This is a genomic window from Candidatus Zixiibacteriota bacterium (assembly GCA_040752595.1).
Classification (GTDB): domain Bacteria; phylum Zixibacteria; class MSB-5A5; order WJJR01; family WJJR01; genus JACQFV01.
In genome coordinates this window covers 1-22,680 of sequence record JBFMGX010000006.1, presented here as the reverse complement: position 1 = coordinate 22,680, position 22,680 = coordinate 1, and the positions used below count along the sequence as shown (strand labels likewise).

Annotated in this window: 18 protein-coding genes and 3 tRNA genes; 18 read left to right on the top strand and 3 right to left on the bottom strand. The window is 63.3% G+C overall.

Annotated features, from left to right (window positions below):
• The first annotated feature begins 23 nt into the window (after window positions 1-23).
• From AB1792_03170 to AB1792_03115, 12 genes are all read left to right on the top strand, one after another.
• Complete coding sequence (locus AB1792_03170; protein ID MEW5701211.1) at window positions 24-836, top strand: hypothetical protein; 813 nt, start codon at window positions 24-26, stop codon at window positions 834-836.
• 266 nt (window positions 837-1,102) lie between these two features.
• Window positions 1,103-3,445 (top strand): GAF domain-containing protein, encoded by a 2,343-nt coding sequence (locus AB1792_03165; GenBank protein ID MEW5701210.1) that lies wholly within the window; start codon window positions 1,103-1,105, stop codon window positions 3,443-3,445.
• Between the two features lie 30 nt (window positions 3,446-3,475).
• Window positions 3,476-4,684: an ATP-binding protein gene (locus AB1792_03160; protein MEW5701209.1), complete on the top strand. Its 1,209-nt coding sequence runs from the start codon at window positions 3,476-3,478 to the stop codon at window positions 4,682-4,684.
• Window positions 4,685-4,904: 220 nt separating this feature from the next.
• Window positions 4,905-6,890, top strand: a complete 1,986-nt coding sequence (locus AB1792_03155; GenBank protein ID MEW5701208.1) for a hypothetical protein — start codon at window positions 4,905-4,907, stop codon at window positions 6,888-6,890.
• Between the two features lie 172 nt (window positions 6,891-7,062).
• Entirely contained in the window at window positions 7,063-7,974 is a 912-nt protein-coding gene (locus AB1792_03150; protein ID MEW5701207.1) for a HEAT repeat domain-containing protein, read from the top strand.
• A 191-nt stretch (window positions 7,975-8,165) separates the two neighbouring features.
• Window positions 8,166-9,446, top strand: coding sequence for a ribonuclease H-like domain-containing protein (locus tag AB1792_03145; protein MEW5701206.1), 1,281 nt, complete (start codon window positions 8,166-8,168; stop codon window positions 9,444-9,446).
• 152 nt (window positions 9,447-9,598) lie between these two features.
• Window positions 9,599-10,864, top strand: a complete 1,266-nt coding sequence (locus AB1792_03140; protein MEW5701205.1) for an HDOD domain-containing protein — start codon at window positions 9,599-9,601, stop codon at window positions 10,862-10,864.
• Window positions 10,865-10,948: 84 nt separating this feature from the next.
• Window positions 10,949-12,646 carry an AMP-binding protein gene (locus AB1792_03135; GenBank protein MEW5701204.1) on the top strand — a complete coding sequence of 566 codons (1,698 nt, stop codon included), beginning with the start codon at window positions 10,949-10,951 and terminating at the stop codon, window positions 12,644-12,646.
• A complete protein-coding gene (locus AB1792_03130) occupies window positions 12,646-13,062 on the top strand; it encodes a secondary thiamine-phosphate synthase enzyme YjbQ (GenBank protein MEW5701203.1) in 417 nt (138 codons plus the stop codon). The genes AB1792_03135 and AB1792_03130 overlap by 1 nt, the downstream gene beginning before the upstream one ends.
• A gap of 189 nt (window positions 13,063-13,251) precedes the next feature.
• Complete coding sequence (locus tag AB1792_03125; protein MEW5701202.1) at window positions 13,252-13,704, top strand: hypothetical protein; 453 nt, start codon at window positions 13,252-13,254, stop codon at window positions 13,702-13,704.
• 120 nt (window positions 13,705-13,824) lie between these two features.
• Window positions 13,825-15,231: an FAD-linked oxidase C-terminal domain-containing protein gene (locus AB1792_03120; protein MEW5701201.1), complete on the top strand. Its 1,407-nt coding sequence runs from the start codon at window positions 13,825-13,827 to the stop codon at window positions 15,229-15,231.
• 65 nt (window positions 15,232-15,296) lie between these two features.
• On the top strand, window positions 15,297-15,683 hold the full coding sequence (locus tag AB1792_03115; protein MEW5701200.1) for a DUF2203 domain-containing protein: 387 nt from the start codon (window positions 15,297-15,299) through the stop codon (window positions 15,681-15,683).
• Here AB1792_03115 and AB1792_03110 read toward each other — a convergent pair.
• On the bottom strand, window positions 15,676-16,830 hold the full coding sequence (locus AB1792_03110) for a FlgD immunoglobulin-like domain containing protein (protein ID MEW5701199.1): 1,155 nt from the start codon (window positions 16,828-16,830) through the stop codon (window positions 15,676-15,678). The genes AB1792_03115 and AB1792_03110 overlap by 8 nt on opposite strands.
• 95 nt (window positions 16,831-16,925) lie before the next feature.
• Here AB1792_03110 and cobO point away from each other — a divergent pair, with 95 nt between their 5' ends.
• The 6 genes from cobO (at window position 16,926) to AB1792_03080 (ending at window position 22,029) form a co-directional block, all read left to right on the top strand.
• Window positions 16,926-17,483, top strand: a complete 558-nt coding sequence (cobO, locus tag AB1792_03105; protein ID MEW5701198.1) for a cob(I)yrinic acid a,c-diamide adenosyltransferase — start codon at window positions 16,926-16,928, stop codon at window positions 17,481-17,483.
• 362 nt (window positions 17,484-17,845) lie between these two features.
• On the top strand, window positions 17,846-19,375 hold the full coding sequence (locus AB1792_03100) for an HD domain-containing phosphohydrolase (protein ID MEW5701197.1): 1,530 nt from the start codon (window positions 17,846-17,848) through the stop codon (window positions 19,373-19,375).
• A 141-nt stretch (window positions 19,376-19,516) separates the two neighbouring features.
• Window positions 19,517-21,418 (top strand): hypothetical protein, encoded by a 1,902-nt coding sequence (locus AB1792_03095; GenBank protein ID MEW5701196.1) that lies wholly within the window; start codon window positions 19,517-19,519, stop codon window positions 21,416-21,418.
• Between the two features lie 83 nt (window positions 21,419-21,501).
• A tRNA-Gly gene (locus AB1792_03090) sits at window positions 21,502-21,575 on the top strand.
• 211 nt (window positions 21,576-21,786) lie between these two features.
• A tRNA-Cys gene (locus tag AB1792_03085) sits at window positions 21,787-21,858 on the top strand.
• An 86-nt stretch (window positions 21,859-21,944) separates the two neighbouring features.
• Window positions 21,945-22,029, top strand: a tRNA-Leu gene (locus AB1792_03080).
• 233 nt (window positions 22,030-22,262) lie between these two features.
• Here the strand turns inward: AB1792_03080 and AB1792_03075 are convergent.
• Window positions 22,263-22,526: a T9SS type A sorting domain-containing protein gene (locus AB1792_03075; GenBank protein MEW5701195.1), complete on the bottom strand. Its 264-nt coding sequence runs from the start codon at window positions 22,524-22,526 to the stop codon at window positions 22,263-22,265.
• A gap of 29 nt (window positions 22,527-22,555) precedes the next feature.
• The coding region (locus tag AB1792_03070; GenBank protein ID MEW5701194.1) for an IS630 family transposase at window positions 22,556-22,680 on the bottom strand (125 nt) is incomplete at its 5' end.

The following is a 22,680-nucleotide window of genomic DNA, read 5'->3' as shown; positions in this document are numbered from 1 at the left end:
CGGACCGGCGCTCGGGGAGCTCGATGATCGCCGAGCGGGCGGTTCGTTACCTCAACTCGGAGATTCGCTCGCGACATCGCAACGTGGACCTGTCGCGGCTCCAGCGCGACCTGGCAGCATTGGCGGCCGCGCACCCGGCCATGGCCGTTCTGCAGGATCTGCGCGAAACGTTCGGCACGTCGCTGCGCGTGAAGGCGAAGCTCTCCCGCAAAGGACTCCGCGATCGACTGGCCGACAACCTCTGCACGTGGCTGCAGGACACACGTCACAGCCGACGCGCGCTGGCGGACGTTGCAGCACAGATCATTCCCACACGACGTCCCTTGTTGCTCCTGAGCCAGTCCGGCACCGTTCTGGCGGCCTGCCGCCACATGGCTCACAGCCGCCGCGTCCGCGTGACCATCTGCGAGTCGCGCCCGGCCCGTGAAGGTGCGATCATGGCCCGGTTGCTGGCCGGTGAGGGATGCGAAGTGACTTTGGTCACCGACGCCAGCGCGGGGCGCTCGATCATGCAATGCGGGGCGGTCGTCCTGGGCGCAGACTGGGTCGACCGGCGCGGATTCGTGAACAAGACCGGCTCACTCATGCTCTCAATGCTGGCCGTCACCGCCGATGTTCCGGTCTATGTCCTGGCGGATCGTTTCCGGATTCGACATCGAATTCTGCCGGATACTCGGCTTCCGGTTCACGATCCCTATCAGCTCCTTCGCCGTTCCACGCATCGCCTGATGGCCGTCAACCGCTGCTTCGAACGGGTGGACTGGATGCCGGTGCACCACTGGATCACTGAATGCCGGCACATCCCTGACCCGGCGAGACATTGGACGCGGATGTGACGAGCACGAGGCGGCGTCGCCCACACGTCCTGCTTGTGCAATGACCCCTGAGGAGCCAGCCCCATACCATGGCGTAGTCCCCGCTCCGTTACGACCCGGTCAAGTTTTGTCCTGACAAGCCGATGCTAACAACATACGGCTGTGGGGCCAACCCCATCCGTTGCTCCTGCAGCTCCGGCTGGCGAGGCGGGTAGAGCTGGACGCGTCTCACGCACCAACAGCCGGAGCAACGCGGCGGACGCAGGTCGGCCGGAGTCTGGCACGTGATGGCGCTTTGCACATTCTGCCCGACCTTCAACGGCCCGGCGATCGCCGGGGCCGTGCAGGGAGCCCTCGAACTGGCGAAGGGGGGAAGTTCAATGCTCACCGCAATCTTGGCAGGAGCCACCCTGTTGTCCGGGATGGTCATCCTTGCGCTCGCCGCGCGGGCGCACACCCGGTCCGGCTGTCAGCGGATGGGAGTCATGGCGCTGGCGTATTCCCTCTGGTCGGCCGTCATCCTGGCCATTCAAGTAGGCCCACCTTCGGTCACTCAAGCTGGGTCACTAACCCTCCCCAAGGCGGCGATCCCCTTCGCCGTGAGTCTCTCTCTGGGACTGACGATCGCCGTTTACAGTTCCATTCGCCGCCGCGGGATGACAAGCACGACCCGCGCACGCGGGCTGAAGAACGACGATATCTGGCAGGCGATCGTCCGCGCGACCACCGCGAGCGCTTCACTCGATGAGATGCTGTTCAGTGTCGCGGCTGTCCTGCGCCATGCGACGTCGGCGCAGGCGGCACATGTGTTCAAGATCAGCCATGCCCGTCGCCGGGCCCTGCGGATCGGCACGATCACTGAGGCGACAGCGTCCATCAATCGCTCACCCATCAACCGGCAGGAGGACCGTGGCCATGCCCTGAGTGACCTGGCCTGGCAGGCCGCCGTGAAGTCCGATCTCGCTGTCGCTCCAATGACTCCAACCGGTGATTCCTCGACCCTCGCCTTGCCCTTCGGCAGTGATGGCGTCGCGCTGGCGGTCATGGTCCTCGACAACCCCCGGCTGCAGGCGCAAGTCTCTGCGGACCGTCGCATGCTTTTGAGCATCGGGGCATTGGTCGGCCGCGCCCTGGCCGACTGGACCGGTGCCGCGATGGGCGCTCGGTACAGCCGTCTCTGCGACAACCTGCGCCGTCTGTTTCCGGCTCTGGCAACTACCGATCGGTTTGAGCGCGGCTTGACGGCGATCGCAGACGGGCTGCGCGGTGTCTGCGACGTTGACTATCTGTCCGTGTCATGGCTGGACCGCTCCCGGTTCCATGAGAATCGCGTCAGCATGCTCCTCACCGATGGCCGTGGGCCGGACGAGAGCGTCCTCGAGAACCGCCGCCGCTGGCCGATCTCTGACAGCCAGACGCAGCGGGTCATGGCCATGCGCCGCGCTTTGATCACGCCCGATCTGCGCATGGCCTCCGTGGATGGTCTCTTGGATGGCGAGCCATGGGAGTGCCGCCTCGGGATGCGGTCCCGCCTGGTCGCGCCGATACTCGACGGTGACGAGATCCGGGGGACGATCACCGTGGCACACCGGCGCGTGGCATTCTACGGCGAGTCCGAGATCCATGTCTTGGCAGTCATCGCGGATGTGCTGTCTCTTTGGCTGCGCGGGCTGGAAGGGCACCGTGATGCCAATCGACTGCGTGCCGTGGAGACCTTCGTACAGCGCCTCCGCGATGATGTCGACTCATGGTCGGATGATGCCGCCCTGCTCCAAGACGCCAAAGAGCTGCTCGACGTCTCCGGGATGCGTCTGTTCCGCTACGACTCCGAGGAGCGGACCTTGGAGCAGGTCGCCGCGGCAGGACGGGTCGGTCGCAGCGCCCAATCCGGCCCGATGCCACTCGATTGTTTGCCCTGGCACCGCTGGGCGTTGGGCAGTCATCGCCTCCTGCAGATTGACCAGGGCGACCCCGAGTCCCTGATGACCGCCAACGAGGCGGAATCGACGCTCGCCGCCGGGATCAAGACCGGCTGCGTGGTCCCCATCACCGTCGGCGACCAGTGGCTCGGTGCGCTCAACGTGCTCGAAATGCGTGATCCCGATCGCTCCCGTCTGGACCGAATGGACCGCTTGCTCCTGTCCAATCTGGCCTCGGTTCTCGCCAGTCGATGGACGAGACAACGCGTCATGGCGCCGCCGGGGAGTTCCCCGAGCACCGATATCGATGCGACCAGGGAATTGCACAGACGCATCGTCAATCCGCTGACGAGCATCATTGGATCGGCGGAACTGATCCGCCACAAACAGGCCGATCTCTCTTTGGAGACCATGAAGTACCTGAAGACGATTGAGCGTTGTGCCGCCAGCGTGCACGAGTCGGTTGTCAGCTTCATGGCTGAACTCGGCGAGCATTCCGGCTTTGTTCCTCCTCGGCACGGCCGAAACGGCGACGAAGATGTGACCTGGTGCCGAGCCGGCGACGGGAGCGCCGGACGGACTGGCCTGACCCGCCCCGCGTCGTTCCTGGAAGCCAACCATGGCGTATCGTGTCCCGAGTCCATGTTGGCGGCGGGACCCGGTCATGGCGTGGATACCGCGCGATCCCGATTCGCAACCGTGGTTCGATGAACAGACAACAGGATGGCGGGAGACCGTCTGATGCAGAGCTTCAGAAGCGCAAGCGCCCCGACTGAGCGGAAGACAGGTTTGCCGCTGGCCGGCGCGGACCCCTTGGCACTGTCCACAGGCCGTCTCATGCGACGCGAAGAGAAGATGCGCGTCCTCGGTGAGATGGCTTCCGGGATCATCCACGACCTCAACAATCTCCTCGGCGCCATTCTCGGTCGGGCACAGATCGTGCAGATCAAGTCCGACGTCGAGGAAATCAAGCGCCAAGTGGCGCAGATCGAGAAAATCGCCGTCCAGGGCGGCGCCACGGTCAAGCGGCTGCAAGACTTCATCCGGGAAGGGGAGCGGGACTCTCTACAGCCAACCGACTTGAACCAGGTCATCACCGATGCCGTCGAGGTGACACGACACCGTTGGGAGACGCAAGCCCAGCAGCACGGCATCGTCTACACCATCGACGTCGAGCGCGGCTCGGAGGTGACCGTCTCCGGCACTCATTCGGATCTGGTGGACGCCGCCGCCAATCTGATTCTAAACGCCATCGATGCGATGCCACAAGGCGGCCCTTTGACGTTGGCCGCCCGTCGTGATGGACCCCGTTGCCTGCTGTCCGTGACCGACGAGGGAACCGGCATGACCCCCGAGGAAATCGGGAAGGTCTTTTCGCCGTTCTACACGACCAAAGGATCCCAGGGTTCGGGATTGGGTTTGGCGGTCGTGCACGGTGTCGTCACCCGCCACCACGGACACATCCGCGTCGAATCGACGGTGGGAAAGGGCAGCCGTTTCGTCATCGAACTGCCGGCGACCGATCAGACGGTGACCGAGCCGGCCATCAAGACGGCCGCGACGGGAGCGCATGGTCGCCGGGTTCTGTTGGTCGATGATGACACGACCATCCTCGACGTCATCGGGGAGGCGTTGCGGGCGGCCGGCCATGATGTCGATGCCATCGACAATGGGGCCCGGGCGCTGGGCGCCATGCGCGACGGTCGCTATGATGTCGTCGTAACCGACTTGGGAATGCCGGGCGTGACGGGATGGGAAGTGGCCCGGGCCGCGCGTGACATGACGCCGCGTCTGCCCGTGATTATCATCTCCGGGTGGGGCGCGCAGATCGACAAGAAGCAACTCTCCGACTGCGGCGTCGATGCCCTGCTGGCCAAGCCGTTCCGTCTGGAACAGATTCGTGAGACCGTGGCCCGCGTGGCGCTGCCCTCCACGGCAACCCCTGCTTGATCGACGCTGTCCCCGCCGCAACGGGCATCCTACCCTGGAGCGATACACAGGCACTTGGTGCCACGGGTCTTTAGACCCGTGAACTCCAATGCGAAGGAACACGGCACGGGTCTGAAGACCCGTGGCACGGCGACTCACGTGAGCCGTGTGACTGCGTCCAAGTCGGTCGCCTGTCGCAAAAGCGATTGACGACGCGCCCGGGCTTCGTTATCGACCGGGCATGGAGGCATCGCACACGGTCCGGACGTGGCTTCGTGCCGTTGGGTTGTCGACCCTCTGCCTTGTGATGTGCCCGGCATCCCTGCGGGCTCAGGGGCACCTGCGGCTCGACAGCACGTTTGATGCGGGAGCGACCTGGCCGGTCGGCGCCATCGCCACGGCCCTGTCGTATGTCCACCTGCTGCCGCGCGATTTGGCTCTCCGCGATGACTATGTCGATCGCGATCCCTTCCGGCTGCCGCTTGTTGATCATGTCATGACGAGGCCATCGACCGCGCCCGATGTCCTCCAGCAGTATGCCGCCCGAATCCTCGGCACTCCCGGCACCGACAGTGCAGGACGGCCGCCCGATGCGGCGTTCCTACGATGTAGGGATTTTCTGCAGGAGTTCTCAAAACGCCCCCCCTTCGTTGTCGGGGACACCCTGCCCATCCCGCTTCCTTCATCCCTCGCCAAGACCATCGAGCGATTGTCCCCCGAATGGGGCCGATTCGTGCAGCGGACGATGCGCGCGCTGGCGGACACGACCTGGCCGGACTCCATCATGCGCCGCGCCGATCCGGCCACGCGGGCGCTGTTGATCGATAGTTGCCCGCAGTTGGTACGAAAAGACGAAGCCGATCGGGAACGGAGCGAGGAGGTCCTCGATTCGCTGCAGAAAATCAACGATTCACTGGCGACACACATCCGGGCGATCGCCGAACTGGTGGATTGGCGCTGGATTCACAGCCACGGCGCCCACCTGTTGGCAAACTTGATCGACGCACTTCCCGATTCGGCACCCGAAGGTCGCAATTTCCTTGCCGACACGACTGTTATCCTACCAACGCCGCTGGGTCCGATCGTATTCGGAAGCCGTGGTGACGATCGTTTCACCGGCGACCCGGTTGCGATCATCGATCCGGGTGGAGATGACGAGTATCGGCTGGTGCCACGTCCGCCGGGCCACCCGCGTCTGATCGTGGACTGGGACGGGAGCGACACATATCTGGCCCCGAGCGGGCGCGACTTGGGGTGCGGCTACTTCAGTTGGGGGCTTCTGATCGACCGGCGGGGTGATGACACCTATCGTGCCGGGAACTTCTCACTCGGGGCTGGGTGGTTTGGTGTCGGGGCATTGATCGATCTCTCCGGCCGTGATCTGTATGAGGCCGACACCTATACGCAAGGTGCCGGCGGTTTTGGTCTGGGTCTTCTGTTCGACGCCGGCGTGGAGGCCGACCAGTACGCCGCCCGTCTGTATGCCCAGGGATTCGGCTTCGCAGCCGGTTGGGGCATCTTGGCGGACGCCGGCGGCAACGACCTGTATTCCGCCGGCGGGACCTATGGGGCGTCGTTGAACTATCGTGACCGGTTTCTGTCGCTCTCGCAAGGGTTTGGGTACGGCACACGACCACACTTTTCCGGCGGGGTCGGCCTGCTTCTGGATCAACACGGCAATGATGTCTATGTGGGGGACATCTTCGCGCAGGGATGCTCCTACTGGTGGGCCTTCGGCGGTCTCTATGACGGCGGTGGGAATGATCGCTATGTCGCCTATCAGTATGCCCAAGGCGCGGCGACGCACATGACAGCGGGGTGCCTGCTCGATGCCGGGGGCGACGATTCCTACTCGTCCAAGGGCGTCTCACAGGGATGCGGACATGATTGGTCGGCGGGACTACTGATCGACGCCGCCGGCAATGACCGGTATCAGGCCACCGATCTGTCCCAGGCCGCGGGGTCGGCCAACGGTGTGGGTGTGCTCATTGATCGGTCGGGTGATGACGTCTACAACGTCCTGTCGCGGGCGAACACGCAAGGGTACGGCAACCCGCGACGCGAGTACGGGTCAATCGGCCTGTTCCTCGATCTGGGCGGAACCGACCGCTATGATGGCCCCGGCGCCGATGGCACCGTGTGGCTCGGCGAATCAATGTGGGGCGTCGGCATCGACGCCGACTCCACTTGGGCCGGCTTGAAACCTCGGGGAAGAGACTCCCGCTGAAATGTCACTTGACGTGGGAACATGTGGAGTGTCGGACGTAACCTCTCCCTCCGGCTTGCCCCGAGCAGAGCCGAGGGGGAGAGGTCGATCCGCCGTAGGCGGATCGGGTGAGGGGGGCTCTTGCAGACTACTCCGAGTCGCCTCTGCTCACCTTGGCCTGTGCGGACTTCTTGTGCTCCTTGCCTTCGACTTGACCGCTCACGCCCAGACTGACTCGGCCCGGGTCGATCGTCTCTTCATGTGGGCGACGGCGGGCGATATACGCTTCGCCGCCGGAGTCCAGCCGGCCAAGGATTCGCTGGCTGCAATGGGGCCTGTGGCGGCACGCTGGCTGGCCTTCAAACTGCGCACGAGCGATGCCCGGGAGCGACGCGCACTCAGCGAGATCTTCCAGAAGATCGGCCCCGTAGCGACACCGTATCTGGTCCCGTGCCTGGATTCGAGCGGTGAAGACATGCCGGCCAACACCGCCAATGCCCTGGGGTTGATTGGAGATACCGCCGCGGTTGAACCGCTCATTGCGCACTTGGGCCATCGCGAGCATCGTGTCCGCTCCGAGGTGGCCACGGCGCTCGGCAAGACGAAGGACAAACGCGCCGTCGACAGTCTTATCGTGACACTCCAGACCGACGACGACAGCGATGTACGCAAAAGCGCCGCCGTGGCCCTCGGATCGATCGGCGATTCCAGCGCGGCACCGGCGCTGGTCAGAGCACTGGAGGACCCATTCTATGGCGTCCGTCTCTCGGCGCAGAGATCGCTGACACGGCTCGTGCCACCCCCATCCGGACTGTTGATCGATGCGATCTCGGTGTTGAGCGGCGCGGCGCGCTATTGCGCCGTCGTGGCGTTGGGGGGATGTCCCGATGCGGCCGCCCATAAGACGCTGCTCCACTTCCTGGGCAGCCCCGATCCGTACGAGCGCGGATTCGCCATCGAGGGACTGGCGATCCACCCGAGCCAGCAGGAGCGAAAACGGGTCGACGCGCTCAAACGTAAGGAGAAGGATCCCTTCGTCCGCGCACAGATGGAGCGACTTGAACGACGCGCCGAGGCGAACCAAGACAGAAAAAGGGAGAAATAACCTCTCCCTCCGGCTTGCCCCGAGCAGAGCCGAGGGGGAGAGGTCGATCCCTGCCTGCCGGCAGGCACGGCGCCGCAGGCGGATCGGCCTGCACTGAGCGACTTGTCCCGAGCGAAGCCGAGAGAAGTCGAAGGGGTGAGGGAATCGTCACACTTCCACGGACGTCCGGCTGCGTTCTCACTCGAGTGCCGATGGACCGACAATCGCTCGACCAGAACACCATCCGCGCCCGCGTCGAACGGATGTCCGCGCATATCGCGTCAGGGCCGCCCGCAGTGGAGCCGATCCACATCGGGCCCGAGTCCGTGGGTGCGATCGAAGTCCGTGCGCCCCGCGGACGCTTCTGGCACCGTCGCGTCGACCACGCGCCGGAAGAACCGTGGGGGGAACATATCCCAGAATCGCTGCTGTCCGAGACTGACCCCGCAGCCGACGCCGAGTCCGCCTCTGTGCGCGTTCCCTTTGACGATCCCGGCGCGCGCGTCGACCTGCGCGATTGTGTGTTCCTCGACTGTGAGACGACTGGTCTTTCCGGCGGGGCCGGCACAATCCCCTTCCTGATCGCGCTGGGACAATTCGATGGTACGACCTTCGCGGTCGATCAGTTCTTCCTGGCCGACCCGTCCGATGAAGCGGCTGTTCTCGATTGTGTGGCCGCTCGCCTGGCAGAGGCGAAAGCGTTGGTCACCTACAACGGCCGCGCCTTCGATGCGCCGCTGTTGGAGGGTCGGTTCCATTTCTGGCGTCTGTCTCCCGAGTTTGTCTGCCTTCCGCACTTGGACCTGCTGTGGCCGACGCGGGCGCTGTTCGCGCATCGCCTGGAATCCTGCGCCTTGAGCCAGGTCGAGGAGCAGTTGTTACGATACGCCCGGACGGAGGATCTGCCCGGATCGGAGGTGCCGGGCGTCTACTTCGAGTATCTGCGCGCTGGATTCAGCCCCCGTCTGCATGCGGTTTTTGAGCACAACCGCTTCGACGTCGTCTCGTTGTTCGTGTATGCGCTGTGGCTGAACGCACAGACGCACCCGACACGTCCCCGGTTGGCGGCTCCCGATGACCTGATGGCTCTGGCGCGGCTATGGTTCCGTCGCCACAGGTCCGGACCGGCCCTGGCCGCACTCGGCGAGGCGGAGAGCCGCGTTCTCGATGGCCACCAGCGCGCCCGCCTGCATGAGCTGCGCGGCCGAATTCTGAAGCGCGATCACGAGTATGAGGCCGCGCATTCGCAGTGGCAATCGCTGGCGGCGATCCACCCGGCGCGACATGACGCCGCCGAGGAGATGGCCAAACACCTGGAACATCGCCGTCGCGATTTCGCCGCGGCGCTCGCGATTGTCGACCGGGCTCTGGAGAATTTGCGCATACGGGAGTCCCTGGGCGAACCGGAAATTGCAGGCGCACGCGAGTCGCTGCTTCGGCGGCAGATGCGCTTGAAAAGACGGCTGGCGGTCGCCGCGCCGCGAGAAGCTTGAACCTCCAAGGCATACTTGGATATCCCGTGGCGAGAATCTGATTCGAGATTTCAGTTCGTCGGCCGATATAGAGCTTAGATGCTGCCTGCCTGTGCCGCTGCCGAAAACGGCAGGCATAGCGTCCAGTCGGTACGGCGATGACCACCCAGCCCATGCGAAGCAAGATATTGGGAGTCAGGGAGTTGTACACACTCCCTCAGACTCTGGTTGAAGTGCTCCGGGTGACCGACTCGCCGCAGACATCCGCGCATGACCTCAGTCGGATCATTCTGCGCGATGCGCCGATCACCGCCCGGCTCCTCCGTATGGCCAACTCCGTGATGTACGGTCAGCAAGGACGGGTCAACACGGTGCATCAAGCCGTGGTTCTGCTCGGCTTTCGCGCCGTCAAGTCTCTGGTATTGTCAACAGCAGTCTACGATCTGTTTGCCGATCGAAACGAGAATCCGCCGTTCGATTTCAATCAATTCTGGCAGTACTCGCTGGAAACCGCCGGCATTTCTCAACTGTTGGCAGGACGAATCGGCTATCAGCCCCAAGAGGAGGCCTTTGTCGCCGGGTTGCTCCATGATATCGGCCTGTTGGTCATGGCGCGCGCCTGTCCCGAAGAATACCGGCAATTCCTCGCCGGCGCCGATGCAGCCAAGGGATGGTGCGAGGCCGAAGGCGAGTTCTTTGGAATCGATCATGCGGAGGCCGGGGCGGCATTGTTCCGCGATTGGGGGCTCCCGCAGCCGTTGATTGACGCGGTGGCGCGTCACCATGAGTACCCCCTGCAGGTCAGCGGTCCCAACGCGGACCGTTTGACGCTGCTGGTGGCGCTGTCGGACCGGGTCGCCCACCAGGGGATCTGGCCGCGCGCCACATTGACCCGCGCCATGGTCGAGGAGAAACACCGCATCGTCAGCACTCTCGGTCTGCGCCCGCTCGACCTGTCCCTGGTCGACCGCTGGGTCTCGGAGAATCTCACCGCCATTGCGTCTCACCTCGACATCGAGGTCGGCTCGCCGACCGAGATCCTCGCACGGGCCAACCAACGTCTGTACGAGTTGCACCAGGAGACCGAGGCGCTCCTGCTGGAATCCGCCGGCACGTCGCGCGACGAACTGACCAGTGAGATCCTCGAGGCGGTGTGCGCCACCTTCTCGCACTACATCAACAACGCCTCGACCTCCATCATGGGGCACGCCGAGCTGGTGCAGATGGCGATCGCGCGCGGCGTCCTCGCCGATCCCGACGGGCGGTTGGCGGACTCCATGCGCATGGTCGAGGATGCCGTCGTCAGCATCTCCGCCGTGCTGACCGAAATGAAACAGTTGACCCGGTTCGACGTCGTGTCGTACCACGACCGCGCCCAAATCCTGAATATCGAGGACAAGGTCAAGCGGCGCGTCGAAACGCTCCGGCCGCGCATCTAGCGGTGCCGACTCCGGCATTGTGCATATCCTTTGACGGACCCGGGAAACCGGCGTATAATCTTATGCCGATCCCGGGAGCGTCCTGTGACAACCGCATCAGCACCCACTACGATTCCCGAACTGATCCTCACAAGCACCCTGCGTTGGCCGGCTCGTCCGGCCCTCTGGCGCTGGCGTGATGGCGCCCTTACGTCCGTGTCCTACGGGGCGCTGGTCGGCGCGGCGGTGCAGTTGTCCCAACGATTGCGGACCTACGGGGCGGGTCCGGATCGCCGAGTCGGAATCTGGGTCCCAGACCGATTCTCATGGGGTGTGGCCTATCTCGGCGTGCTCTGGTCCGGTGCCACCGCGATACCTGTCGATCCGCTTCTGACCCCGGGCGAGGCGCGGGCCATCCTTGAGGAAGCCGATCCTTCGCTTCTGATCACCGCCGGCGCGACACCGATACTGACCGGCCGCGGCACGAGTCTGCCGATAGTGCGCCTCTCGCAGATCTGGCCCGAGTTCGTCGAGCCGACAGCGGCGCTGCCCCCGGCCCCGACCATTGATCCTGAGGCCATCGCGTCGATCCTGTTCACATCGGGAACCAGCGGCACCACCAAGGGCGTAATGCTGTCGCATGCGAACATCGTCGCGGATATCGCCGCCGTGGCCGAACGCGGGCTCCTCACCTCCCGCGACAAGCTCCTTTCGATCCTGCCGATCCACCACGCCTTTGAGTGCACGATGGGATTTCTCTACCCGCTGTCCCAGGGAGCGCAGGTGGCCTTCGCGCGCGGCTTGAAGTCGGGGGAGATTCTGGCTGACCTGAAGGCCACCGGCGCGACCGAGATGATCGGCGTTCCCCTGCTGTTTGAGAAGATCGCCAAGGGCATCAGGCACCGCGTGTCCGAGGCGCCGCGGTCCCAGCGCCTCACCTTCGCTCTATGCATGGCGCTGTCCCGGGCCTTCCGGAGGGCGGGATGGCGTGGGGCGGGACGGTGGTTGTTCCGTGGTGTACGACAGCGCGCCGGGATCGGCTCCCTGCGCCTGCTGACATCGGGTGCGGCGGCACTTCCTCCCGACGTCGCCGAATTCTTCGACACCGTTGGGCTGCCTCTCGTGCAGGGATATGGCCTGTCAGAAGCGGCACCGGCCGTGGCGGTTGACATCCCGGGACGGCATCGTTACGACACAGTCGGTCCGCCACTGCCCATGGTGCAAGTGACGATTCGCGACCCCCGTCCTGACGGCGTCGGAGAGATTCTGGTCAAGGGCCCGATGATCATGAAGGGGTACTGGCGGCGGCCCGCCGAAACGGCGACCGTCATCCGCGATGGCTGGTTGTTGACCGGCGACTTGGGGACTCTCGACCGCGATGGGCGCCTGCGCATCGTCGGTCGCAGCAAGAATGTCATCATCTCCGGCGCGGGGAAGAACATCTACCCGGAGGAACTCGAGGCGGTCTTGGGCGACCAGCCCGGGATCTTGGAATCGGTTGTGTACGGCCGGTCCCGACCGGGCAGGATCGGCGAGGCCGTCGCCGCCGTCATCGTTCCTGACCGCGAGTGGTTTGAGACGACACGGCCCGAGGCGCTCACCGATGAGGCGCTTCTCCGTGAGTTGATCGCGGCGGCCGTCCGCAACGCCTGTGAGCGTTTGGCACCGTACAAGCGTGTCGTCGAATGGGAATTGCGCCGGGAACCCCTCGAAAAGACCTCGACGCGCAAGATCAAACGTCTTCTCGTGACCGCTCAGGGCGTTGCCGAACCCGCCAAGACACAAGCTCAGGCCGGTACGTGATGGTGCGATCGGAGACGATTTCCTTCCGCACCACCGGTGACGGCGACATCATCGATCTGACTGAGCGCGTGAGCCAGGCCATCAGCCACAGCGGTCTGCGGGACGGGATCGTCAGCGTCTGCGCCATCGGATCGACCGCCGCCGTCACGACCATCGAGAATGAGCCCGGTCTTCGGCAGGACCTGCCGGCACTCCTGGAAAGACTGGTGCCCTCACAGCGGGCGTATGCGCACGATGCCACTTGGGGAGACGGCAACGGGTATGCACATCTGCGCTCCGCGCTGGTCGGCACGTCGTTCACGACCGCCGTTGCCGATGGCAGGCCCGTCTTGGGCACTTGGCAACAAATTGTCTTTCTCGAATTCGACAACCGCCCGCGCTCGCGGAGCGTGCGCGTACAGATCATCGGTGAGTAGCGAATGAGTCTCTGCAGGACACACAGAGCAATAGGGTGGGTGCTCCGCACTCACCATGACGCGTCATGGACAGGGGGCTTTGAGCCCCCTGTCGGTGCGTGCGGAGCACGCACCCTACGAAGAACACTCGCCGGCCTCTGCCTCGTGTTCCTCGCGATGATTCCCCTTGCCGGGCAGACCCAAGACTCCATGGGCCTCTTCCGTTTCGACCCGATCCGTTACTTCAGCTCGGTCGGTGCGGCGCGTTGGGTCGGCAATGGGCGCTATTTCATGGTGAACTACGCCGACACACTGACCATGACACCCGACAGCACCGGCCGGTCCGTATCGATTCGCCGCGTCTTGGTCAACAATGACGATACCGTGGTCGTCTCACGCGGCCGGGGAACTGTCGTTGCCGAACCCGGCGATTCGACCTTCGCATTGCGTTGGTCCGAAAGTCGTTATCCGGAAGTCACCGGGAGGATGCGCTGGCAGGATGGCCAGTGGGTGATTTCCTTCGACGGTTCCTGGAGCGCGTGGTCGATTCGCATCCGCTATGATTCACCCTTTGCCGTGGTGGCAGCGGCGGCGCGGTCGCTCGGTTCCTTCCCTCCCATGGAGTTGACGACGATGACATATCGCGCCCGAGCGGCAGAGTAGATCCGATGCCTATGGACTCGATCAACCACTACCAGCGTCTTCGGGAGGGCGAGGCTCCTGCCGAGGCGTTTCTGGATTAAACAGCTTGATCAACCGATCGCGACTTCCCGGCACTCTCCGATGAACCACATTCTGCCGCAGGACCTCGCCATCCTCCGTGCCATCTGCGGCGCGGACTTCGTCCTCACCGACAAGACTGACCTTGACACTTACGGCGCCGATGAGACGGAAGACCTGTGCTTCCCGCCCGAGGTGGCAGTAAGACCACAGACAACCGAACAGGTGCAGGCGATCATGCGCCATTGTTCGTCGCGACGCATCCCGGTCACGCCGCGCGGCGGAGGAACTGGTTTGTCCGGCGGGGCACTTCCAGTGCGTGGTGGTGTTTGTCTGTCATTGGACCGGATGAACCGCATCCTCGAAATCGACACCGACAATCTTGTCGCCGTCGTGCAGCCGGGTGTGATCACGCAGGTCCTGCAGGAAGCGGTCGAGGCGCAGGGTCTGTTCTATCCGCCCGATCCGGCCAGCCGCGGGTCGTGCCTGCTCGGCGGGAATCTGGCCGAGTGTGCCGGCGGACCGCGCGCGCTGAAATATGGCGTGACGAAGGACTATGTCCTCGGCGTCGAGGCGGTCCTCCCCAACGGCGATCTGATCCGCTGGGGCGGGAAGCTGTTCAAAAATGTCACCGGATACAATCTGGCGCAGTTGCTGATCGGCTCCGAGGGGACACTGGCGGTGATCACCGAAACCACGCTGAAGCTGATCCCTTTACCCCGGGAGCGGATCATGCTTGTGGCGCCGTTCGATGATGGCGAAGCGGCGGCACGGGCATTGACCAAGGTATTCCTGGCGCGGCTGACTCCTTCGGTCGCCGAATACCTGGAAGGTGCGGCCGTCCGTTGCGCTGAGGCCAAATTCAGCAAGTCATTCCCGCAATCCGACGCCGATGCGCATCTCATGCTCGAACTCGATGGCAATGACCGCGCGCTTCTGGAGAAAGAGGCCGAGACAGTAGGGGAGATCTGTCTTGGTGAAGGCGCACGCGATGTGTTGCTCGCCGATGACCGGACCCGGATGGATGATCTGTGGCAGATGCGTCGCGGGATCGGCGAGGCGGTCAAGTCGGTGTCGATCTACAAAGAGGAAGACACCGTTGTCCCCCGTGCCCGTCTCCCTGAACTGGTGCGGGTCGTCCGCGACATCTGCACCCGCCACCGGCTTTCGGCGATCACTTATGGCCACGCCGGCGACGGCAATCTCCACGTCAACATCCTTAAACGCGATTTGTCCGACGCCGAATGGAATGATCGTCTGCCGGGAGCGATCACAGAATTGTTCGAGCGCGTGGTCGCGATGGGCGGAGCGATTTCCGGCGAACACGGCATCGGTTGGACCCAGAAGCGTTACATGCCGATCGCGGTCGCTCCCGCGGAGCTTGCACTGATGCGTCGTCTCAAGGCGGCTTTCGACCCCGACGGCATCCTCAATCCGGGGAAGGTCTTCCCCGACGACGGGGCAACATGAACCTCCATATCATGGAATCCGGCCGGGGAATGGTGAGCGGCCGGGATTGATCAAGGGGAGGAGTCTTGGCCCAATTCGCGAAGCACTTCACGCTGGCGGAAGCGAACGCCATGCTCCCGCAAATACGTGCGATCTTCGAACAGATCGCCGCCTTGCGCGCCCAGTTGGCGGAACGACAGGGCGATCTTGCGCTCGTCCATCGTGCCGCACCCGGAAACGGCGGCGACCCCAACGGCTCCGAGCTGGTCATCCAGTCCGAGACCATCGGACGGCTCCTGCATGAGTTGGAGCAGAACGGCGTGATCGTCCAAGATCCCGAGGCGGGGATCATCGACTTCCCGCACATTCGCGACGGAGAAGAGATCTTTCTCTGCTGGCGCAGCGGCGAGGAGTCCGTCTCCCACTGGCATCACTTGGATACCGGTTTCCGCGGCCGCAAGCCGATCACTTGATCACGATCATCGGCCTGGTGATCGCCCCTGTCGACGTCGTCATCCGACAGAAATATCGCCCCGAGGGCACGACGACCCCGCTCTCGTCCCGTCCGTCCCAAATCAGCGACCGCTCTCCGGCAGCGACATGTCCGGACAACAGCACCCGCACCAATTGCCCCACGGCGTTGTAGATGCGTATCTGCACCGACTTCGCCTCTTTCAGGTAGTAGCGGATCTCGGTTTCCGGATCGTGGTAGGTGACAAACGGGTTCGGATAGTTCTGAAACAGCGCGAATCCCAGATCGACAGGCGGACGAAATCCGGCGGTATCAACCGTCAACACAATGGGAATGCGCACCGGCGAGTTGACGGCATGGCGCGACTCAAGCACGATCGTATCCTCGTAGCGCCCCTCCGGCAGGACGAACAGATCGACCGTCACTTGGGGCTGTGCGGGTGCCTTCCCCTCCGGTGGCAGGACGCTCAACCACGAGTTTGTCCACTGCGCCGACCAACTGAAGAAATCCTGTGACGAGGATGAAATCGACAGCCGTTGCCCCGGCGGATCGAGTCCGCCGACCTCGCCTCGGAACGACATCGCCGCCGGGGAGACCTGCATCGTCACCGCCGCGGGATGGCCAATGGTAATCGCGCCCGCGTACACGTCGGGCAACAGCAAGGTACCCCCATCATACGTCGTGAATTGAACAAACTGCCCGGAGCCCAACGGGGCCTGGACTGAATCCACGAATGCGATTTGGTCGGTTGCGTCCTGCGACACTGTGAAGTGCAAGCGTGCCACGGGTCCCTCGCCCACGGGAATCCACGCCTGCTCGCCAGGGTCCAGTGACGTCGACAGCAGGATTCCGCTGGTGCGATGCGTACGATCCGTTGCCGTTCTGCTCGCGACGACATCGCCGTGGAATCGGTCCGTCACAAAGATCACGCTGTCGAATCGCAGGTCCGCCGACGACCATCGGAACGGGATGAACGCACCCCCCAAGATCACATCGTTCGCGATGACAATGCCGACACTGAACCGCTCGCCGGCCTGCGCCGTGGTGTCGGTGAAACGAACTGCGTTTTCGGCCCCGGAGCGCCCCGCCCAGAGCGTCGCAATTGCGAGGGTTACGAGGAAGAAGAGCGTCCTGTGCCGTGATGTCACGCCGGAGTATCCCATTGCCGCCACATCCGATTATACGTAATCTCCCCCACGGTGTCAGTGCCCCACCGGCAGGGCGGGTACAAAAGTGAGATTCCATGACAGCCGACCCACCGAAGATCAAAATCCGCAAAGGGCTGGTGATCTGTTATACCGGCAACGGCAAGGGGAAGACCACCGCCGCCATCGGCATGGCGGTGCGCGCGACCGGGTACAATTTGCGCACGCTGATCTGGCAGTTCATCAAGGGGTCGTGGCATTACGGTGAACTGGACGGCCTGAAACTCCTGGCCCCTTACGTCGAACTGCGCCAGAAGGGGGAGGGATTTGTCGGCATCGTCGACGACAAACTGCCGCGCGACGTGCATCGCGCCAAGGCCCTCGCTGCCCTCGATGAAGTCAAAGGGGAGATCACTTCAGGGAATTGGGACTTGGTCATCCTCGACGAGATCTTCGTCGGCTGCCAGTTGGGGTTCTTCACTGCCGATGATCTCCTGCAACTGCTGGCGGCGAAACCGGCCACAGTGCATCTCGTGCTGACCGGCCGGGGCGCCCCCGCCGAAATTCTTGAACGCGCCGATCTCGTGACCGAGATGTGTGAGATCAAGCACCCTTATCAGAAGGGTGATCTGGCCCAAAAAGGCATAGACTACTGAGGACCTCTCACAGAACATGGACGAGACGGTTGATCTGGTTGCACGCTGTGTCCGCAAAGTCCGAAGACTGCTCACCCTACCCTCTCCCCAGAGGGGCGAGTCTTAACCTCTCCCTCCGGGAGAGGTCGCTCGGACCGCAGGTCCGAGCGGGTGAGGGAATCTCCCCCCATCGACTCGTGCTCCCCTAGGGGACCACTGACCCGCCGCGCCGAACCGGTTGCGACACTCTCTCGTGCCGCCGACGCACCATCGCGCCCCGATTCTGCAACTGCGCAAGCGACTGCACATCGGTACGTTCGCCGGTGGAAAGCGCACCACCCACGTGTGAACACCCTCTGAGCGCACGCCGATAATCCCACAAGATGTACCGTATCGACCTGGGATTGCGGGGCACGCCGGCGACCGTTCTCGTCGTGGACGATGAGCCGTCGATCCGGCAGTTGCTCTATGACTGGCTGGCGGAAGAACCCGGCTTGACCGTGCGCGTGGCCGCCTCGCCGGATGAAGCCGAGGCGGTCCTCGAACGGGAATCGGTCGACCTGCTACTGGTCGATCTGCGTCTGCGCGAGGGTTCCGGACTTGAGGTGATCCGTGTCGCCGGTGCATTGCAGCCGCACGCGGTCTCGATTCTGATCACCGGCCACCCCACCGTGGAGACGGCGATCTCCGCCCTGCAAACCGGGACCTTCGACTATTTGATCAAGCCCTTCAAGCTGGAGTTGCTCAGCGCCACGGTGCACCGGGCGCTGGAGCACTCTCGTCTGCGCCACGAGAACATGCAATTGCGCGAGCAGGTGGCCATTTCCGAAATGATGCGCGCGATCGGCTCCTCGTTGGAGCTGGATCAGATCCTCTCCCTGATCCTCGGCACCGTCTTGCGCGAATTCTCCGCCGCCGCCGTCTCCGTTCTCCTGTACGACCCGGACACCGGGAGAATGGAGCTCCAGGGGCTCGAAGGCGATCGTGCCGTGATCCGCGACGGTCCCTATCTCGAGTTCCTCCGTGGCGAGAGCGCGGTGTCGTCGACCGTATTGGCGACCGGGCGACTGGCGCTGTTGACCGATCGCCAGGGTGATCTGTTTACGGAGGGTGCGCCGCGCCATGATCGTCTTTGCCAGCCGTTGCTGGTCAAGGGACGCGCCATCGGCGTGCTGAACATCGTGCGCCGCGCCAATGCCGGTCCCTGCGGTGACGGCACCTTGCGGACCATTGAGATGACGGCGGCGCAGGCGGCGATCGCCATCGACAATTCACGTCTCTACCGGAATCTTCACGCCGCCTATCTGGACACGGTCTCGGCACTGGCCAATGCCATCGAAATCCGCGACCCATACACGCGCGGACACACCGATCGGGTCAAGCTTTTGGCGCGCGCGCTCGGCAACCGTCTGGGCTGGGACAACGACCGGTTGTTCGGACTCTGGATGGGGTGCACGCTGCACGACATCGGCAAGATCGGTGTCCCCGACGGCGTCCTTTCCAAGCCGGGGCCGTTGACCGCCGACGAGTTCGCATTGATGAAGACCCATCCTGAGATCGGCGTGAAGATCATCGAAGGCGTCCCCTTCCTGAAACCCGCCATCCCCTATGTGTACTACCACCATGAGCGCTATGATGGCAGCGGGTACCCCTTCGGCATGATCCGCGACGAGATTCCGATCGAGGGACGAATCCTGGCGGTCGTGGATGCTTTTGACGCGATCACATCGGACCGGCCCTACCGTCGCGGTCAGTCCCTGGAGGTGGCGCGGGAAGAACTTCGCGCCTTTGCCGGCATCCAATTCGACCCGGAGATCGTCGAGCTGTTCTTTGCCGCCCTCAACGATGTTGACATCCCTTGGATGAAGCTCCCTCAGCGTCAAGCCCACGCCTACGCCTCGGCCACGTTCTGAACAGAATCCAAGAGCCGCCGGCAAACCGTTTGCCTCCACGGGTGCCAGGGCATTGATTCCACGTCGGTGCCGTCGTGCTGAATCCGCACGGCAACGACATCGCATGTCCATGAGGCGTCATGCCTCGGATGGTTTCGAACCATGGTTCCGTCGAGATCACGCAGCAAGATCGGCTCCCCACCCAAGATTCGGGCCTCCGCATCGGCGTCCACACACGATCACCTGATCATTGCCGTTGGCGTCATCGTCGCACTCGTTCTCTTTGCCTGGCAAGCCCGGATGCTCTGGTTCACCCAGGACGATGCCTACATCTCGTATCGCTACGCCCGCAATGCGCTGGCCGGGTACGGGCTCGTGTTCAATCCCTGGGAGCGGGTCGAAGGGTACACCAATTTTCTCTGGGTGATTTGGCTCGTGCTGGCCGGGCTTCTGCGCGTGGATCTTGATCTGGCGGCCAAGGTCCTGGGGGTGTTGTCCGGGGGCGGCATGATCGTGCTGTCGGCGCTGTTGGGACGCGCCGTCTGGCGCGCGGTGTCTCCCGGATCACGCTTCGCCCCCTGGGCCGGGGTGTTCGGGGCTGTGCTGTTGGCCGCCAATGGCTCGCTGGCATACTGGACGGTCTCCGGGTTGGAGACCGCCTTCTTCGGCTTCTGGATCACGCTGAGTCTCTGGCTCTGGTTGCGACGTTCACCTTTGGTCATCGCGACCCTTGCTCTGGCCGCCATGACACGTCCCGAGGGCATGCTGATCTGGATTGTATTGGTCCTCGGTGAATGGTGGATCGGTGATGGTCCGCGAACAGCGGCTCGACTGTTCGGCGCCGTTGTACTCCTGCTGACTCCCTTTGCCCTTTTCAAACTCCTGTACTACGGCTCCCTCCTACCCAATCCGTTCTATGCGAAGACCGGTCTGGCCTGGGAGTACTTCCAGAGTGGGTTGGCGTATGCGTGGGCCTTCCTCTCACAGTATGGCCTATGGGGCGTGAGTCTTCTCCTTGTTGTCGCGGCGTCGATCATTCTGCGCGGACGTTGGCGCATCGTGCCGCTCTTGTGGTTGGTCTTCGCGGTCTATGTGGTCGGCGTCGGCGGCGACGTACTGAGGCCAAATCGATTCTTTGTGCCGTTGCTCGTCCCCTTCGTCATTGCGTCATTGGGGGCCGTCGCCTGGGGCATCGGACGCATCGCGAAGAAGACCAGGGGGTATGGAATCGCTGCGCTCGGACTTGCGGGATGGTGTTTTCTGAGCTGGTACCTGCCGCGCAGCCTTCTCGACTCGACACGGGCGTTGGAGCTCGGGCTGACCACGAAGATGACCACGGTCGCCGGCAAGTTGCGCGCCACCGACCCCCGACCCTTCACGCTGGCCGCGTCCACGATCGGCAAGATCGGCTATGAACTGCCGGGGCATCGCATCATCGACATGCTCGGCCTGGTTGATTCGACCGTGGCGCGCCATCCCGAATCCATCCCCGGGAACGTCAGCTCTTGGAAGGAACGGAACTTCAACGCCACCTATGTGTTGTCGCAGGACCCCGACTACATCCTCTTCTCCACCGGACACAAGCCGTCGGCCCCCGCCGAGCGGGCGCTGATCCTCCATGAGAAATTCCGGCGTGACTACTACACCATTCTCTTCCCGATCCCCGGGCGGTCATTGGCGGTCCACAAACGGCGCGGGGGTTACGCCGGCGGCGATTCGGTCTGGCCGTCGATCGAGCCGGCGCAGTTGCTCAACGCCGCCTACAACTACATCGCCGGGCGACAAGAGGCGGATTCCGCCATTTTGGCCATGCAGAAGCTCAAAGCCCTCGGGATTCACGATTACTCCGTCCCCGACGCCTTCATCGCCGAGCGTCACTACGACGCCGGCCGGCTCGAAGTGGCTCTGGCTTATGCCGATTCTGCCCTTGCCATCGACTCCATGAGCATTTCCGCTCTCCTAGTGCGCGGTGCAGCCCTGCACCAACTGGGCGACACGGTGGCCGCCGAGGTGGCCTGGAATCGGATTAGACGGCTGGCACCCTGGTTGGCCCCCGGACCGTGAACGTCTCGAACCGACGCTGTCAATGCCCGGCAAATCGCCATTGACAGGGGGCGCCGCTGCCGATATAGTGGGTGTGGGATGATGCGGGAATAGCTCAGTTGGCTAGAGCGTCACCTTGCCAAGGTGAATGTCGCGGGTTCAAATCCCGTTTCCCGCTTTTTTCCCCGCGAGTACTGTCGCTGGTCTCATCGCGTGCACGGGCAAGGGGCTTAAGCCCCTTGTTCACTGATTAACCTCTCTCTCCGGCAGTGTCCCGAACGAAGTGAGGGAGAGAGGTCGATCCGCCGCAGGCGGATCGGCTTGTCCTGAGCGGAGCGAAGGGGTGAGGGAGACGGACACTCCCAACACGATCGCTCACAGCAGATTTCGGCGGGTTAGCCAAGCGGTAAGGCAGAGGTCTGCAAAACCTCTATACTCCGGTTCGATTCCGGAACCCGCCTCTTGCCCTTCCTCAAACCGAGTTCTCCTGACAGTGATTCCGGTGTAGCGCGCCGGACCATGGCGTTTATCTTCCCTACGCGTTCGTGCCGGAGTGGCGGAATGGCAGACGCCAGGGACTTAAAATCCCTTGTCCCTAAAGGGACGTGCCGGTTCAAGTCCGGCCTCCGGCATTCATCGGCTGTCGTCAATCCCCCGGTCCACTGTTGACCCCTCTGGCACATCTTTGAGTGGTGGTTTATATCAAAAGACCGAACATACAGTGGCACAAAATGTTACCACGACTCCGCCAGTGGTGTTTCGTCACGTCATTGTCGATTGCAGGGTGAGCGCACTCCGCCCAAAGCCATTGTCCCGCCATCGAGTGACCCCAAGCAATGCCAATCCACATGCACTTACAATGTCCTTACCTCAACAACACCATCTTCCGCGATGTCGTGCCATGGCCCGTGGTCACGCGACAAAAGTACACGCCGCTGCTGACGGCCCCGCCATTCGTGTCGTGGCCGTCCCATGAAAGAAGGTGCCGGCCTGGCTCCATTTCCCGCTCGACAATCCGGGCCACCTGCCGCCCCAAGATGTCATAAACGGCCAGGGACACACGTTCGTATCGGGACAAAACGAATCCAATGGTGGTGCCCGAGTTAAAGGGATTGGGGTAGTTCTGCAACTGCGCGCGTGATCCCTCCGGACGGAGTGCTAGTGTCCTGAGTTAGAAGTTTCTATACAAAAGCGTCCGATGGATTGGATGATTTCATCAGCGGTTTTGGTCCAGACGAACGGTTTGGGATGGTCGTTGGTTTCGTTGAGATAGGCCATGATCG

Excerpts from the sequence above, each read along its gene's own strand:
- AB1792_03170 (MEW5701211.1), top strand. The coding sequence starts at position 24 with ATGATCGCCGAGCGGGCGGTTCGTTACCTCAACTCGGAGATTCGCTCG.
- AB1792_03165 (MEW5701210.1), top strand. The coding sequence starts at position 1,103 with ATGGCGCTTTGCACATTCTGCCCGACCTTCAACGGCCCGGCGATCGCC.
- AB1792_03160 (MEW5701209.1), top strand. The coding sequence starts at position 3,476 with ATGCAGAGCTTCAGAAGCGCAAGCGCCCCGACTGAGCGGAAGACAGGT.
- AB1792_03155 (MEW5701208.1), top strand. The coding sequence starts at position 4,905 with ATGGAGGCATCGCACACGGTCCGGACGTGGCTTCGTGCCGTTGGGTTG.
- AB1792_03145 (MEW5701206.1), top strand. The coding sequence starts at position 8,166 with ATGGACCGACAATCGCTCGACCAGAACACCATCCGCGCCCGCGTCGAA.
- AB1792_03140 (MEW5701205.1), top strand. The coding sequence starts at position 9,599 with ATGCGAAGCAAGATATTGGGAGTCAGGGAGTTGTACACACTCCCTCAG.
- AB1792_03130 (MEW5701203.1), top strand. The coding sequence starts at position 12,646 with ATGGTGCGATCGGAGACGATTTCCTTCCGCACCACCGGTGACGGCGAC.
- AB1792_03125 (MEW5701202.1), top strand. The coding sequence starts at position 13,252 with ATGGGCCTCTTCCGTTTCGACCCGATCCGTTACTTCAGCTCGGTCGGT.
- AB1792_03120 (MEW5701201.1), top strand. The coding sequence starts at position 13,825 with ATGAACCACATTCTGCCGCAGGACCTCGCCATCCTCCGTGCCATCTGC.
- cobO (MEW5701198.1), top strand. The coding sequence starts at position 16,926 with ATGACAGCCGACCCACCGAAGATCAAAATCCGCAAAGGGCTGGTGATC.
- AB1792_03100 (MEW5701197.1), top strand. The coding sequence starts at position 17,846 with ATGTACCGTATCGACCTGGGATTGCGGGGCACGCCGGCGACCGTTCTC.
- AB1792_03095 (MEW5701196.1), top strand. The coding sequence starts at position 19,517 with ATGGTTCCGTCGAGATCACGCAGCAAGATCGGCTCCCCACCCAAGATT.